This window comes from Kutzneria sp. NPDC052558 (assembly GCF_044547355.1).
GTDB lineage: Bacteria > Actinomycetota > Actinomycetes > Mycobacteriales > Pseudonocardiaceae > Kutzneria.
Genome location: NZ_JBIUAG010000004.1, coordinates 20,682 through 35,870 on the forward strand (window position 1 = coordinate 20,682; position 15,189 = coordinate 35,870).

12 protein-coding genes are annotated in these 15,189 nt (G+C 70.1%); 8 read left to right on the top strand and 4 right to left on the bottom strand.

The genetic code is table 11. The features are described 5' to 3' along the window. Window positions 1-11: 11 nt before the first annotated feature. The 4 genes from ACIG5F_RS09015 to ACIG5F_RS09030 are packed head-to-tail and all read right to left on the bottom strand — an operon-like array spanning window position 12 to window position 7,169. Complete coding sequence (locus tag ACIG5F_RS09015) at window positions 12-1,823, bottom strand: DUF2264 domain-containing protein (protein ID WP_396516915.1); 1,812 nt, start codon at window positions 1,821-1,823, stop codon at window positions 12-14. Then, complete coding sequence (locus ACIG5F_RS09020) at window positions 1,820-4,768, bottom strand: alpha-mannosidase (protein ID WP_396516916.1); 2,949 nt, start codon at window positions 4,766-4,768, stop codon at window positions 1,820-1,822. The genes ACIG5F_RS09015 and ACIG5F_RS09020 overlap by 4 nt, the downstream gene beginning before the upstream one ends. Before the next feature lie 17 nt (window positions 4,769-4,785). Next, window positions 4,786-6,045 carry an enolase C-terminal domain-like protein gene (locus ACIG5F_RS09025; RefSeq protein WP_396516917.1) on the bottom strand — a complete coding sequence of 420 codons (1,260 nt, stop codon included), beginning with the start codon at window positions 6,043-6,045 and terminating at the stop codon, window positions 4,786-4,788. Then, entirely contained in the window at window positions 6,042-7,169 is a 1,128-nt protein-coding gene (locus ACIG5F_RS09030; protein WP_396516918.1) for a LacI family DNA-binding transcriptional regulator, read from the bottom strand. The genes ACIG5F_RS09025 and ACIG5F_RS09030 overlap by 4 nt, the downstream gene beginning before the upstream one ends. Before the next feature lie 181 nt (window positions 7,170-7,350). On the opposite strand from ACIG5F_RS09030, the gene ACIG5F_RS09035 reads away from it, so the two are divergent. From ACIG5F_RS09035 to ACIG5F_RS09070, 8 genes are read left to right on the top strand one after another with little or no spacing between them, the layout of a single operon-like run. Further along, a complete protein-coding gene (locus ACIG5F_RS09035) occupies window positions 7,351-8,721 on the top strand; it encodes an ABC transporter substrate-binding protein (protein WP_396516919.1) in 1,371 nt (456 codons plus the stop codon). Between the two features lie 4 nt (window positions 8,722-8,725). Further along, the gene (locus ACIG5F_RS09040; protein ID WP_396516920.1) at window positions 8,726-9,634 is read left to right on the top strand and encodes a carbohydrate ABC transporter permease; all 909 of its coding nucleotides are present in this window, start codon (window positions 8,726-8,728) and stop codon (window positions 9,632-9,634) included. Then, window positions 9,631-10,443 carry a carbohydrate ABC transporter permease gene (locus ACIG5F_RS09045; RefSeq protein ID WP_396516921.1) on the top strand — a complete coding sequence of 271 codons (813 nt, stop codon included), beginning with the start codon at window positions 9,631-9,633 and terminating at the stop codon, window positions 10,441-10,443. The genes ACIG5F_RS09040 and ACIG5F_RS09045 overlap by 4 nt, the downstream gene beginning before the upstream one ends. Further along, the gene (locus tag ACIG5F_RS09050) at window positions 10,443-11,255 is read left to right on the top strand and encodes an NAD-dependent epimerase/dehydratase family protein (RefSeq protein ID WP_396516922.1); all 813 of its coding nucleotides are present in this window, start codon (window positions 10,443-10,445) and stop codon (window positions 11,253-11,255) included. Before ACIG5F_RS09045 ends, ACIG5F_RS09050 begins: the two co-directional genes overlap by 1 nt. After that, complete coding sequence (locus ACIG5F_RS09055) at window positions 11,252-11,851, top strand: ThuA domain-containing protein (RefSeq protein WP_396516923.1); 600 nt, start codon at window positions 11,252-11,254, stop codon at window positions 11,849-11,851. Before ACIG5F_RS09050 ends, ACIG5F_RS09055 begins: the two co-directional genes overlap by 4 nt. Further along, window positions 11,836-12,903, top strand: coding sequence for a Gfo/Idh/MocA family protein (locus ACIG5F_RS09060; RefSeq protein WP_396516924.1), 1,068 nt, complete (start codon window positions 11,836-11,838; stop codon window positions 12,901-12,903). Before ACIG5F_RS09055 ends, ACIG5F_RS09060 begins: the two co-directional genes overlap by 16 nt. Next, window positions 12,900-14,003 (top strand): Gfo/Idh/MocA family protein, encoded by a 1,104-nt coding sequence (locus ACIG5F_RS09065; protein WP_396516925.1) that lies wholly within the window; start codon window positions 12,900-12,902, stop codon window positions 14,001-14,003. The genes ACIG5F_RS09060 and ACIG5F_RS09065 overlap by 4 nt, the downstream gene beginning before the upstream one ends. Further along, a complete protein-coding gene (locus ACIG5F_RS09070) occupies window positions 14,003-15,004 on the top strand; it encodes a sugar phosphate isomerase/epimerase family protein (RefSeq protein WP_396516926.1) in 1,002 nt (333 codons plus the stop codon). The genes ACIG5F_RS09065 and ACIG5F_RS09070 overlap by 1 nt, the downstream gene beginning before the upstream one ends. Window positions 15,005-15,189: the final 185 nt, after the last annotated feature.

Consider the following 15,189-nt stretch of genomic DNA (forward strand, 5'->3'; position numbering starts at 1 on the left):
CCTCCATCAGGTTAGACGGGCGGCATCGCCACCCGGTCAACACGGCCGTCAGGCCACCGGACCTCCACCGCGTCGGCGGTGATGTCCAGGGCTGGCAACGCTTCGAGCGGGGAACCGCCGAGATGCACGGCGGCGGCGTACACACGGCCGTACTCGACCTCGGCGGCGGTCAGCAGCACGGGAACCTCCGACACCGGCCCGAGCGGGTTGGTGTCCTTGCCCTGGCAGGTCTCGGCGATCTCGAACCCGGCCAGGTCGAACAGCGAGGAGTGCAGGCCCGAGTCCGGAACCGTCGCCCAGCCGCCGATCCGCAGCCGCCATCGTCCGGACTCGCCGGCCTCGTCGATCCGGACGAGTCGCACTTCGGTGGCGCCGCGGATCACCGAGGCGACGGTGATCCATGGGCCCAGCCTATACGTGGTTTCGGGGCCATGGAAGGGATCCCAGCTCTCGTCGGCGGGCCAATGCGCACGGCTGCGGGACACCCCGGGCGCAAGCGCTTGCAGGGGCCGGCGATGGGCGGCCCGGCCGTCGGCGTCGATCAGCGTGGCCGAGGAGTCCAGCGGCGGCGACATCTCCGGCGCGGCATGGGTGCTGTAGGCGATCCGCGCGTAGACGGGATCGTCGGTGGCCAGCTCGGCCGGGTCGATGTGGTCGCTGCCGTGGTTGAGAACCCGCACCACACCGTCGGCGACCGTGCCGGAAACCGTCCAGCCCGGGGCCGGCAGGTGAAGGACGAAGTCCTCCTGCTCCACCGGCAGCGCAACCTCCGGCGCGGTCCAGACCTCGTGGTCCGGCGGCAGCAGCAAGCCGGCGAAGCCCTTGCTGGCCCAGTACGGCGACGCCGGCCCGGAGTACACCTGCCGGATGCCGGGGAACTTGCCGTGCCAGCCCAGGGTCAGCAGCCCGTCGTAGTCCAGCGCCCCGGAGTTCATGAAGTGGTCCAGCATCAGGCCGCCAATGCGTCGGGTCTGTCCGGGCGGCAACGGGGTGGCGGCGTGCCGGGCGCCGATCCACAGTGGAGCCAGGGCGGCGAACCGGTAGGTCAGCGACCGCCCCTGGATGAGCGGCGACCCGTTGCCGCCGATCAGTCGCGCATAGTCGGAAAGGTACTCCCGCAAGCGTTTGCGGTAGCGGTCGGCCAGCTCGGTGTCGCCGGTGATCTCGCAGAACAGCAGCGGGTAGAAGTGCATGGCCCAGCCGCTGTAGTGGTCGAAGTTGCGCCGCTCGCCGCCGGACAGCCCGTCCGAGTACCAGCCGCCGCCCGCGTGCCAGAGATCCGTGCACGAGATGGCGTGGTCGAAGTCGTCCTGGCTCCAGGCCCCGCCGACGGATCGGGCGAACGCCCCGGTGACCGCCTGGAACCACACCCAGTTGTTGGCCGGCATGCTGTCGCCGACCATCGGGGCCAGCCAGTCCAGCAGTCCCTGCTGGGCCCGGGAACTCAGCCGGTCCCACAGCCATGGCCGGGTCAGGTGCAGGCCCAACGCGATCGACGCCGCCTCGACCTTGGCCTGCCCGCACTCCGCGAAGCGGGGCCAGCGGTCGGGATTGTCCGGGTCGACGCCGGCGGCCAGCCCCCGCGCGTACCACTCGGCGATCCTCTGTGGATCGTCGCCGGCCGCGCCGGCCAGGCGGAACGCGGCCAGCAGAAACGTGCGCGCGTAACCCTCCAGGCCGTCGCTCCAGCGGCCGCTGTGGCTGGCCGGCCCGGGCAGGTGGATCAACGCGTGCGTGTCGGTGGCCCAGGGGCGCACGGCCAGCAGCATCGAGTCGGCCAGGCGCTCCCATTCGGCGCGGGACGGGCTGGGGTGCACGATCACCTCTCCAAGCGCAGCGTGACGATCTGGAACGGGCGCAACGACAATTCGACCGCGTTGCCGCGGGAAGCCATGGCCTGTGACGGCCGTTCCAGCAGATCGGCCTCGAACGCCGTGGTCACGGGGAAATCGGCGGACACCAGCGCACGGGCCCGGCCGCCCCGGGACTCGTAGAGGCGGACGATCACCGCGCCGGACCGGTCGTCGGCCAGCTTCACCGCCTCCACCACCACGTCCGGGTTGTCCACCGACACCAACGGCTTGCCCCGCAACCGATCCGACGCCGGCCGCAGCGGCAGCGAGAAAGTGTAGCCGGCCGTGATCGCGTCGCCGAGATCGGCCGCCGGGCGCAGGCCGTAGCGGAAGGTGTGCCGCCCCTGATCCGCTTGTGGGTCGGGGCTGTGCGGCGACCGGAGCAGCGACAGCCGCACGGTGGTGGCGCGGCCGTCGGTGCTGACGTCGTAGCCGTAGGTGGAATCGGTGACCAGCGCGATGCCCCAGCCGTGCTCGCCGACGTGCACGAAACGGTGCGCCCACTGCTCGAACCGGGCCGCGTCCCAGCTGGTGTTCTCGTGCGTTGGCCGCCTGACGTGCCCGAACTGGATCTCCGCCGCGACCTCGGTGGCCAGCACGTCCAGCGGCCAGGCCGCCTTGAGGATCGTGTCCCGTTCCTGCCAGTCGATGTCGGTGTCGACCTCCAGCAGCCGAGAGCCGGCGGCCAGCCGCAGGTCCTGCGTGATCACCGAGCGCTCGGTTTCCCGCCGGACCCGGACGGTCGCCACCAGCGGCCCGTCGTCGACCAGCTCGACCGACACGGCGGTGTCCAGATCCCGGCGGACGCGGCGATAGGACGCGTCCAGGTTCCAGGCGCTCCACTTGACCGGATCGTCTGGATGGAGCTGAAGCAGGTTGCCGGCCGCGCCCGGGGCGATCGCCTCGCGGCCGGTGGCGTGGTCGCGGACCGAGCGGACCAGGCCATGCCCGTCGATCCGGACCGTGATCAACCCGTTGTCCAGCACGAACTTCCCGGTCGCCCGCACCGGATGGGCGTTGAACTCCAGGAAGCCGCCGACCCCGAGCGCCGGTGCCCGGCCGAAGGCCGCGTACCGGCCGTCGGACAGCCGCTGACCGGCGACCGGTGGCGGCACCGAGACGATCACGACCTCGCGGCGGTCACAAGGCGCGGCGTTGAGCAGCGCCGCACCCTCGCCGGCGCTGGCCGAGATCACCGCGTCGAGTCCACTGTGGATTTCCGTGTACGCCTGTTCGGCCTCGCGGTGCACCCAGGCGATGGACGAGCCGGGCAAGATGTCGTGGAACTGGTGCAGCAGCACCCTTTTCCACAGCGCGTCCAGCTCATCGTGCGGATAGGGCGTGCCGAGCCGGACCGCCGCCGACGCCGCCCAGAGTTCGGCGTGGCGCAGCAGGGCCTCGCTGCGACGGTTGCCGCGCTTGGTCCTGGCCTGGCTGGTGTAGGTGCCACGATGGGTTTCCAGGTACAGCTCGCCCCGCCACACCGGCGCGTCCGGGTACTCGGCCCGCGCCTCGCGGAAGAACTCCGACGGCGAGGCGATGCGGACCTTGGGCGATCCCTCCAGGTCACGCAGCCGCCGGGCCCGTTCCATCATCTCGCGGGTGGGCCCGCCGCCGCCGTCGCCGAAACCGAATGGCACCAACGACCGGGTGCCCACGCCCTTCTCGGCGTAGTTGGCCGCCGCGTGGGCCAGCTCCGCCCCGGTCAGCTCGGCGTTGTAGCTGTCCACCGGCGGGAAGTGGGTGAAGATCCGGGTGCCGTCGATGCCCTCCCACCAGAAGGTGTGGTGCGGCAGGCGATTGGTCTCGTTCCAGGACAGCTTCTGGGTCAGGAACCACTCGGCCCCGGCCAGCCGGGCCAGCTGTGGATAGGCTGCGGTGTAACCGAAAGAGTCCGGTAGCCAGACGCCATCTGTGCTCACTCCCAACTCGTCGAGAAAGAACCTGCTGCCGTACACCAGCTGTCGGGCCAGCGCTTCGCCGCCGGGCAGGTTGCCGTCGGCCTCCACCCACATGCCGCCAACCGGGACCCAGTTGCCGGCTTTCACCGCGGCCCGGATCCGTTCGTGCACCACGGGTTGGTGTTCCTTGAGCCACGCGTACTGCTGCGCCGAGGAGCAGGCGAAGACCAGTTCGGGATATTCCTCGGCCAGCGCCACGACATTGGTGAACGTCCGCGTGCACTTGCGGATCGTCTCCCGGATCGGCCACAGCCAGGCGGAGTCGATGTGCGCGTGCCCGACCGCGACCAGCGTGTGCTCGGACTCGTGGGCCTTGCGGGACAACAACGGCGCCAGCAGCTCGCGCCCCTCGGCGAACGGCAGGTCGACGCAGCGGTCCAGGGCCCGCAGGATTTCGTGCCGCCGCGCGGATTGCACCGGCAAGGCGTGCATGAGCTGGGACAACACCTCGACGTCGTGCATGAGGTGCCACACGTCCTCGTCGCGCACGGCCAGATCCGCTTGCCGCAGCTGGTAAAGGTGCTCGGCGCCGGCGGTGTCCAGCGAGCCGTGGTGGGTTCCCCGGCCGGCGCTGGCCACGATCGGCGGATTGGCCGCGGCCTCGACCACCAGCCGCACGTCGGGGCCGGTCACCGGCAGGCTGCGGTGATACGGGTGCAGCCCCTGGAGCGGATTGCCATCCACGTCAAGGACAAGCGCCTCGGCCTGGCCGCCCGGACCTCGCGTGAGGTCGAAGCCCAGGTCGAACACCGCCTCCACCCGGCGGCCGGCCCACTCCGCCGGAATCCGGCCGGAGGCCTCGAACCTGGTGGTGGACCAGGGTTCTCCCCAGGTGTCACCGACCCGCAGCGGGGCGGTGTCCAGGGCGATCCGCGCCGCGTGCAGGGCGGGGCGGAGCCGTTCGGCGAGGAACTTGGCGATGCGCTCCTCGACGGTCGTGCGGTCGTCGTGCATGCGGGGCGACCTCCGGCTCAGGGAGCTTCGAGACCTCCGTCCGGCCGGCGCACCCGCGCCGACCAGCGTTCGTGCAGGAACTTCGTCGGCGGGAACTTGGCCGCCGCGGCCTCGTCGAGGTCCACGCCCCAGCCCGGCTCCGTCGACGGGTGCAGGTGGCCGTCGCGAACCACCGGTGTGCCGGGGAAAACCTCGTGGGTGGCGTCGTTGTAGGTGTGGGACTCCTGGTAGCCGAACGCCGGCGTGGACACGTCCACGGCCAGGTTGGCCGCCACCCCGACCGGCGAGATGTCGCCGGGGGAGTGGAAGGCGGTGCGTACGCCGAGAAGCTCGGCCAGCGCCACCAGCTTGCGGGTCGGGGTCAGGCCGCCGACCGCGGACGTGTGCAGGCGCAACAGGTCCACGCCGCCGTCCTTGATCAGCCGGGCCGCGTCGGTGACCGAGCCGAGCTGCTCGCCGACGGCGATCGGCACCGGCGAGGCGGCCCGCACGGCCGGCAGCTGGTCGTAGTGCTCGGGCGGGATCACGTCCTCCAAAAAGGACAGTGCGTACGGCTCCAGCGCCCGGGCCAGCACGATCGCCTGCTTCGGCGTCAACCGGCTGTGCACGTCGTGCATCAGGCTCACCGCGCCGCCCAACCGTTCCCGGGCGGCGGCGAACAGCCGGGGCGTGTCGTGCAGGTACTGCCGGACGTCCCAGCCGTCCGGATGCGGCGACCGCGGGTAGCCGCCCCGGGTGCCCGGCGCCCCGTAGGTGCCGAGACCGGGGCCGCCGACCTGGAGCCGGACGTGCCGATATCCCTGGTCCAGCAAGGCTTCCGCGCCGTCCAGGGTCTCCTCGACGGTCGCGCCGGCGGCGTGGGAGTAGACCTCGACGCCGGCCCGGCTGCGGCCGCCGAGCAGCTCATGGACCGGCATCCCGGCCCGCTTGCCCATGATGTCCCACAGCGCCTGGTCGATGCCCGACAGCGCGTTGTTCAGCACCGGACCATTGCGCCAGTAGGCCGAATAGTGGATGAGCCGGGTGATGTCCTCGATGTCGGCCGGGCTGCGGCCGATCACCAGCGGACCCATGTGCTCGTCGACCGCCGCCGTCACCGCCGCGAACCGCTGGGTGAAGGTGGCGCAGCCGAGCCCGTACAGGCCGGGCTCGGAGGTGTCGACCCGCACGACGACGAGCGGAGTTCCCTCCGGCGCAGTGACAATCGCGCGGACGGCGGTGACCCTCACCGAGTCACGCGGCTCCCATGGCGGCAGCACCTCCGGCAGCCCGGTCATGACGCCCCCCGCTCCAGCCGGGACACCCGCAGGTAGCCCAGCGACGACTGTCGAGTTTGGAGTGTCACCGGCAGCACCAGCAGCTGCGTCTCGTTCGACGCGCCGGACACGCGGTCGTGCAGCAAGGTCATGGCCTGCCGCCCCATTTCCCGGGCCGGCAGGGTGATCGCCGCCGCGGTCAGCGGCAGCACGTCGAACGGGCCGGCGTCGTCCATGCCGGCCAGGTCGATGTCGCCCGGCACCTCAAGCCCCAGCGCCACCAGGTCCTGTGCGACGGTGGCCAGCGCGTATCCGTTGGAGCACAACAACACCGTCGGCGGCTGGCTGCTGTTCAACAGGTCGGTGAGCATGGCCCGCCGCGCCTCCGGCGGCTGGCCGTGGTAGCGGCGCAGCACGGTCAGGTCGGGCCGGACCGGAATGTCGTGCTCCCGCAACGCCTGCACGTGCCCGGCCAACCGGTCCCGGATGCTGGTCACGTCGATCTCGTCCCACAGCGTGGCGATCGTGCGGTGCCCGGCCTCGATCAGCGCGGTGGTCAGCTCGCGGCCGACGGCCATGTTGTCCGCCACCACGGCGTCCGTGGCCAGATCGGGGCGATAGCGGTCGACCATCACCAGCGGCACGCCCCGCCGCCGCGCCTCGGCGTACGGGGTGATCACGGTCGACCCCTCGGCCGGGTACACGATGATCCCGCTGACCTCGTGTTCCAGCGCGCCCCACAGGACCTTCTCCTCGCGCGCCGGATCGTTCTCGCAGTGGTTGAGGAACAGCCGGTATCCCAGGTCCGCGCAGACTTCCTCGATGCCGGTGAGGATCTGGCCGACGTGCGGGCCCTGGTTCTGCAACACGCAGGCGATGGTCTTGTTCGACGGGGCCGATGCGGCCGGCGGCCGGTCGGCCACGAACGTGCCCTGCCCGCGGCGGCGCACCACGTAGCCCTCGTTGGCCAGGTCGTTCAGCGCCCGCACGGCCGTGGCGTGGCTGACGTTGAAGCGTTCGCAGATCTCGCGCTGGGTGACGAACGGCCGGCCCGGCGCGTACTCGCCGGCGGCGATCGCGGCCAGCAGCTCGCGCTTGACCTGCTGGTAGAGCGGGGGCTTGTCGCCGCCGGTCGCCGCTGCCATCCGGGTTCGCCCTTCGAGATCACCTGGCTGGGAACCGGGTCACTTTAGCATGTCTAACCCACCCTGGAACCGGCGATGACCGGAACTGGACCGGTCCCGCTTGGCCTATTGACCGGTTAAACGGCCGTAACTATGGTCTGGCTCACTCGACCGAGGGACAGCCAACTTGGCGGAGGACGTCATGGGCACAAAGCGGTGCGGCGGAAGAGTCCTGGCGGTGGTGGCGGCCCTGGCCCTGCTCACCACGGCTTGCGGCGGCGGCAGCGGTTCCGGCGACGCGAACACGCTGACGATGTGGACGTTCAAACAGACCCATGTGAAGGCGCTGGAGACGGCCGCGGCCGCGTTCAAGGCGCAGACCGGCATCACGGTGAACATCACCGCCTACACGCCCGACGACACCTTCACCAGCAAGGTGCAGAGCGCCGCGGCCAGCCACGACGTGGCCGACGTGCTGGAGGTGCACGCGGCCGGCGAGGACCGGGTGCTCGGCGGCGCCGGCATCCTCGGCGACCTCGCGCCCGACATCAACGCCCAGTACAAGAGCCGCTTCCTCAAGGGCACCGAGGACACCGGCCTGATCACCGAGCAGGTGTACCAGGACTCGTTGAAGCCCAAGGCCACCGACCTCGGCGTCCAAAAGGGACAGTTGTTCAGCGTGCCCTTCACCGCCGGCACCTTCGGCATCGTCTACGCCAACAAGAAGGCGCTCACCGCGGCCGGCGTCGACGCGTCCAAGCCGCCGGCCACCTGGGAGGACCTGATCTCCTGGCTCAAGGCCACGCACGACAAGGACGCGCAGAACGGCGGCGTCACCGTCGGCCTGAAGAGCTCGTCGACCGGCTTCGACTGGGTGCTGGAGCCGATGGCGTTCGCGCAGCTGGGCCGCAAGGACTTCGAAGCCCTGTACGGCACCGACAAGTCCAAGTCCTGGGGCAGCGCCAACGGCCTGAAGGTGTTGCAGCAGTACGACCAGCTCACCCCGTACTGGACGGCCGGCACGCAGACGCTGGGCATCGACGACGCCGACCGCGCCTTCGCGCAGGGCAAGGCGGCCTTCGACATCGGCGGCACGTTCACCATCTCGGCCATCCAGCAGAACGGGATGAACCCCGAGGACATCGTCTCGTTCCCGATCCCGGCGCCGGCCGGCAGCGTGACCGGCGACTACAAGCTCCAGCCGTTCGCCCTGACTGGGCTTTCCGTGTCCGCGCAGACGCAGAAGCGTGACGCCGCCCTGAAGTGGCTGGACTTCCTCACGCAGAAGCAGCAGGCCGGCGCGTTCGCGCAGGCCGCGCTGGACCTGCCCGGCACCGATCTCGGCACGGACGCGGCCAAGCTGGTCGGGCCGTACCTGAGCTCGATGGAGACCGCCTTCGGCACCGGCGACGACGCCTGGAACGCGGGCGACAGCACGTTCAAGGGCCCGACCTGGGACATCCAGGTGGCCGGCGACATCCTGGTGAAGATGACGCCGCTCAAGGAGTTGGACCCGGCCGCGACCAACAAACAGATCGCGGACTACAGCGCCAGCGTGAACAGCGGGAAGTGAGCGGGTGGCGGCGCGTGTCCGGAGCCGGGAGGCTTTGACCGGTTATCTGTTCGTCCTGCCCGCGGTGGCCCTGTTCGCGGTGATGGGCGTCTACACCGTCGGCTACGGGTTGCTGCTGAGTTTCGCCCGGTGGAACGGGTTCTCGCCGAAGTGGACCTGGGTCGGGTTCGGCAACTACCTCGACCTGATCTACAACGATCCGGCGATCGCCCCGCTGGTGCAGGGCGCGGCGCTGCGCACGCTGGTGGTGATGATCGGGGTGCCGCTGCTGACCGTGCTGATCGGCTTTCCGCTGGCGGTGGCGCTCAACCGGATCACCTGGCTGCGCTCGGTGTTCCGCACGGTGTACTTCCTGCCCAACGTCACCGCCGGCATCGCCCTGTTCTACGCGTGGACCTACGCGCTGCAACCGGAAGGCTCGATCAACTTCATCCTGCGCAGCCTGGGGTTGGGCTCACTGGCCCAGCCCCAGGGCTGGCTGGGCAACCCGGCGACCGCGCTGCCGACGCTGATCGTGGTCATGTCGTGGAGCGCGGTGCCGGTGGCGATGGTGTTGTACCTGACCGGGTTGCAGGCGATCGACCAGTCGCTGATCGACGCGGCCCGGGTGGACGGGGCCGGCGGCCTGCGCACCATGACGAAGATCATCTGGCCGCTGCTGCTGCCGATCACCGGCGCGGTGATCATGCTCAACGTGCGGGACGCCATGCAGGGCTTCCAGATCTTCCTGCTGATGACCAACGGCGGGCCCGGCGGGCACACCCTGGTGCTCGGGCTCGAGTCCTACAACCTGGCCTTCGTCAACGCCGGCCGACCGACGCTGGGCCAGTCCAGCGCGTTGGGATGGTTGATGTTCGTGGTGGCGCTGCTGCTGGCCTGGGGCAACCTGCGCGTGCTGCGGAGCCGCACGTGAGGGCCCGGGTGGTCATGTACGCGATGCTGGTCGTGTACGCGCTGATCAGCCTGTACCCGTTCCTGCTCATGGTGTCCGGGGCGTTGAAGGACAGCAAGGAGATCCTCCAGGACGGGCACCTGATCCCGCGCGCCCCCACACTATCCACTTTGGTCAGCACGTGGAGCGACCTGCACTTCTTCACCTACTTCGGCAACAGCCTGATCGTCACCGGCTTCACCACGGTCGGCGTGCTGATCGTGTACTCGCTGGCCGGCTACGCCTTCGCGGTGCTGCGCTTTCCCGGAAACCGGCTGCTGTACGGCATGTTCCTGTCGCTGCTGTTCGTGCCGGGCGTGACCGTGCTGCTGCCGGTGGTGATCCTCCAGCAGAACCTGGGGCTGATCGGCACCTTCCCCGGCATCATCCTGCCCTTCGTCAACGGCACCGCGCCACTGTCCATCATGTTGCTCACCAACAGCTTCCGGTCGGTGCCGGGGGAGCTGAAGGAGTCGGCCCGCTGCGACGGGGCCGGCGAGCTGCGCACCTTCTGGTCGATCTACCTGCCGGTCTCGCGGCCGGCGCTGATCACCATCGCGCTGCTGACCGCCGTGCCCACCTGGAACGAGTACGTGCTGACCAGGGTGTCGCTCAACGACGCGTCGCGGTACACGCTGCCGCTGGCGTTGCAGAACCTCAACTCGTCCACCGCCCCGCAGGAGAACGTGCTGATGGCCGCGTCGCTGATCATCGTCATCCCGGTGATCATCCTTTTCGTGCTGCTGCAACGGTATTTCGTGAACGGGCTGCAAGGCGCGGTGAAGGGCTGATGCGGGTCCTGGTGACCGGGGCCGAGGGCATGCTCGGCGCCGAGATCGTCGAGCAGCTGGCCGGCCACGAAGTCCTGGCCCACGACCGCAACGTCGGCGACCTGCGGGACCGGGAGCAGCTGGAGCCGCTGCTGGCCGGGCTGGACGCGGTGGTGCACGCCGCCGCGCTGCCGTCCCCGCTCAGCGCGGCCGAGCCGGAGGTGTTCGGCAACAACGTGGACGCCACCTTCCAGCTGCTGGACGCGGCCGGCCGGGCCGGGGTCAAGCGGATCGTCTACGTGTCAAGCCTTTCCGCCGTCGGGCTGGCCTGGTCCACCCGGCCGCGGTCACCGGAGTTCGCGCCGGTGACCGAGCGGCACCCCTACGTCGGCGACGACGTGTACGGGCTGTCCAAGCTGGTCGGCGAGCTGATCGGGGAGACGGTCAGCCGGCGCTGGGGCAGCACGGTGATCAGCCTGCGGTTCCCGTTCATCGGCACCGGCGAGCGCCTTCGGGGCCAGTTGGAGCACGTGCGCCGCGATCCCGGCGCGGACCGGGCCTCGCTGTGGAGCTGGATCGACACCCGCGACGCCGCCCGCGCGGTGATCACCGCGCTGACCGCGCGGGTGGACGGGCACGCCCTGATCAACGTGGCCGCGCCGGACACGACCTCGCCGGTGCCGACCGTCGAGCTGATGCGGCGCTACCACCCGACGACCCGGCTGGATGGCCCGCTCGACGGGTTCGCCGTACCGTTCTCCCTGGAGCTGAGCCGGGAACTGCTCGGCTTCACGCCCGTGCACACCTGGCGTCCGATGAATGGGGGCACATGAAAACCGCGCTCGTGGTTCGTGGCGGCTGGCCGGGGCACGTGCCCGTGGCGGCCAGCGACCGCTATGCCGGGGAACTGCGGACCCTCGGCTACGAGGTGACCACCTCCGACACCCTGGACAGCTATCTGGACGCCGAGCTGGTGGGCCGGACGGACCTGATCGTGCAGTGCTGGACGATGGGCGAGATCACCGGGCCGCAGGTGGAGGGCCTGACCGCCGCGGTGCGGGCCGGGACCGGATTCGCCGGCTGGCACGGGGGAATCGTCGACTCGTTCCGCAACGAGACCCGATACCAGCTGATGACCGGCGGGCAGTTCGTCTACCACCCGCCGCAGTTCGTGGACTACACCGTGCGGGTCGACGGGGCCAAGTTCGACGTGCACACCGAGCAGTACTACGTGCACACCGATCCGGCGGTGGAGGTGCTGGCGGTGACCGACTTCGTCGAGGACGGCACCACCCTGCCGGTCACCTGGACCCGGAAATGGGGCGACGGCAAGGTTTTTGTCACCACCATCGGCCACAAGCTGGACGACTTCGACGTGCCGGAAGTGGACCGGATGATCATCGAGGGGATGTCGTGGGCGACTCGTTGAGGATCGGCATCGTCGGAGCCGGCAACATCAGCGGCCAGTACGTCAAGAACCTGCCGCGCCTGGACAACGTGCAGCTGACCCGGATCGCCGACATCGACGCCGGCAAGGCCTCGGCGCTGGCATCGGAAGCCGGCGTTCCGGCGTGCACGCCGGAAGAGCTGTATGCGGCGTCCGATGTGGACATCGTGCTCAACCTGACGATCCCCTTGGCCCACGCTTCGGTTGCGCTGGAAGCCATTGCCGCCGGCAAGCACGTGTACGGCGAGAAGCCGTTGGCCGCCGACACCGTCTCGGCCCGTGAGGTGCTGGACGCCGCTGCCGCGCAAGGGGTTGTCGTCGGCTGCGCGCCGGACACCGTGCTGGGCACCGGGGTGCAGACCGCCCGGGCCAGCCTGGACGCCGGCGACATCGGCGTTCCCGTTGCGGCGACGGCCTTTATGACCACGCCCGGACATGAACGGTGGCACCCGGCCCCGGAGTTCTACTACGAGCCCGGCGGCGGTCCGTTGCTGGACATGGGGCCGTACTACCTGACCGCGCTGGTGACGCTGCTGGGGCCGGTGCGCCGCGTGGTCGGCATGTCCTCCGCGCCGAGGCCCACGCGGGTGATCGGCAGCGGACCCCGGGCGGGGACGAGCATCCCGGTTCGGGTGGCCACGCACGTGACCGGGGTGTTGGAGCACGTCGGCGGCGAGCTGTCCACGCTGATGATGAGCTTCGACATCTGGGGCGCGCAGCTGCCGCGGATCGAGGTGTACGGCACCGAGGGCAGCCTGTCCGTGCCCGACCCCAACGGCTTCGCCGGCACCGTCCAGATCTTCCGCGAGGAGTGGGTCGACCTGCCGGTGCTGGCCGGATACCCGGACGCCGGCCGCGGCTACGGCGTCTCGGACATGGCTCGGTCCATTGTGGACGGAACGCCCCATCGGGCCAGTGGTGATCTGGCGTACCACGTGCTGGACGTGATGGAATGCCTGCTGCGGGCGGCCGAGACCGGCGAGTCCGTGGCGATCGGCAGCACCTGCGAGCGACCGGCGGCGGTGACGGCATGAAGATCGGCATGATCGGCTACGCCTTCATGGGGGCAGCCCACTCGCACGCCTGGCGCACCGCCGGCCGCTTCTTCGACCTGCCGGCCACGCCCGAACTCGCGGTGGTAGTGGGCCGTTCGGCCGACAAGGTGGCGGCCGCGGCGGCCAAGTACGGCTGGGCCGAGTCGGCCACCGACTGGCGGGCCGTGGTCGACCGGCCGGACATCGACGTGATCGACATCTGCACGCCCGGCGACAGCCACGCCGAGATCGCCGTCGCCGCCCTGGCCGCCGGCAAGCACGTGCTGTGCGAGAAGCCGCTGGCCAACACGGTCGAGGAGGCCTCCCACATGGCCGACGCGGCCAGGAGCGCCACCGGCCGGTCGATGGTGATGTTCAACTACCGCCGCGTGCCGGCGCTGGCCTTGGCGCGTCAGCTGATCGCCGAGGGCCGGATCGGGACGATCAGGCAGGTTCGGGCCCAGTACCTCCAGGACTGGTTGGTGGACCCCGACTTTCCGCTCACCTGGCGGCTGGACGCGGCCAGCGCCGGCTCCGGCGCGCTCGGCGATCTCGGCGCGCACAGCATCGACATGGCCCAGTTCCTGACCGGGCAACGGATTTCCGAGGTCGGCGGCGTGCTCCAGACCTTCGTCGACGAGCGGCCTCGCGGCGACGGCTCCGGCCGCGGACCGGTCACCGTCGACGACGCCGCGGTGTTCACCGCCCGTTTCGATGGCGGCGCGCTGGGCGTGTTCGAGGCGACCCGGTTCGCCACCGGCCGCAAGAACGCCATGCGGATCGAGGTCAGTGGCTCGCTCGGAACCCTGTCCTACGACCAGGAATCCATGAACGAGCTCCAGTTCTACGACGGCGCCGAGGACTCCCGCACCGCCGGTTTCCGGCGGATCCTGGTCACCGAGCCGACCCATCCGTACCTGGACGCGTGGTGGCCGCCCGGACACATCATCGGCTACGAGCACACGTTCATCCACCAGGTGCGGGACTTTGTCGTCGGAGTGGTCGAGGGCACGGAGCTTTCGCCGTCCTTCGACGAGGGTTTGCAGGTGCAGCGGGTGCTCGCGGCCGTGCAACAGGGCATTTCACTGAGGGGTGTGTGATGGTTCGTCCCGTGACGCTGTTCACCGGGCAGTGGGCCGACCTGCCGTTCGAGGAGGTCTGCCGGCTGGCTTCGGGTTGGGGCTACGACGGTCTGGAGGTGGCCACCTGGGGTGATCACTTCGACGTGCGGGCCGCGCTGGCCGACGACTCGTACCTCCCCAAGTTCAAGGAAACCCTGGCCCGGCACAACCTTCAGTGCTGGACGCTGTCGTGCCACCTGACCAGCCAGGCCGTCTGCGACCATCCCATCGACGAGCGGCACCAGAACATCCTGCACCCGCGGGTGTGGGGCGACGGCGACCCCGAGGGCGTGCGGCAGCGGGCCGCCGCCGAGATCGCCGACACCGCCCGGGCCGCCGCCGCGCTGGGCATCACCACGGTCGTAGGGTTCACCGGCTCGTCGATCTGGCACACCCTGGCCATGTTCCCGCCCGTGCCCGACTCGATGATCGAACGCGGCTACGCCGACTTCGCCGACCGGTGGAACCCGATCCTCGACGTCTTCGACGAGGTCGGCGTCCGCTACGCGCACGAGGTCCACCCCGGCGAGATCGCCTACGACTACTGGACCACCGTGCGCACCCTGGAGGCCATCGGGCACCGGCCCGCGTTCGGGCTCAACTTCGACCCCAGCCACTTCGTGTGGCAGGACCTCGACCCCGTCGGGTTCCTGTACGACTTCCGGGACCGCATCTACCACGTCGACTGCAAGGAGTCGGTCAAGCGCTTCAACGGCCGCAACGGCCGGCTCGGCTCCCACCTCCCGTGGGGCGATCCCCGGCGCGGCTGGGACTTCGTGTCCACCGGGCACGGCGACGTGCCGTGGGAGGCGTGCTTCCGGATGCTCAACAGCATCGGCTACGACGGTCCCATCTCCGTGGAGTGGGAGGACGCCGGCATGGACCGCCTCACCGGCGCCCCCGACGCCCTCGCCTTCGTCCGCTCCATGACCCGCATCGAGCCCCCCGAGGCCTCCTTCGACTCCGCCTTCAGCTCCTAACCCCCCTTTTCCCCACATGCGCTTCCTATATGGCATCTGAACCCACATGGGAAGCGCATGTGGCAACCGGCGGGGTGTTCGCCACATGCGCTTCGTATGTGGCGTCTGAACCCGTATGGGAAGCGCATGTGGCAGAAAGCGGCGGCTTCTGGCACATGCGCGTCATACTTGCCTCGGAGAGGCAC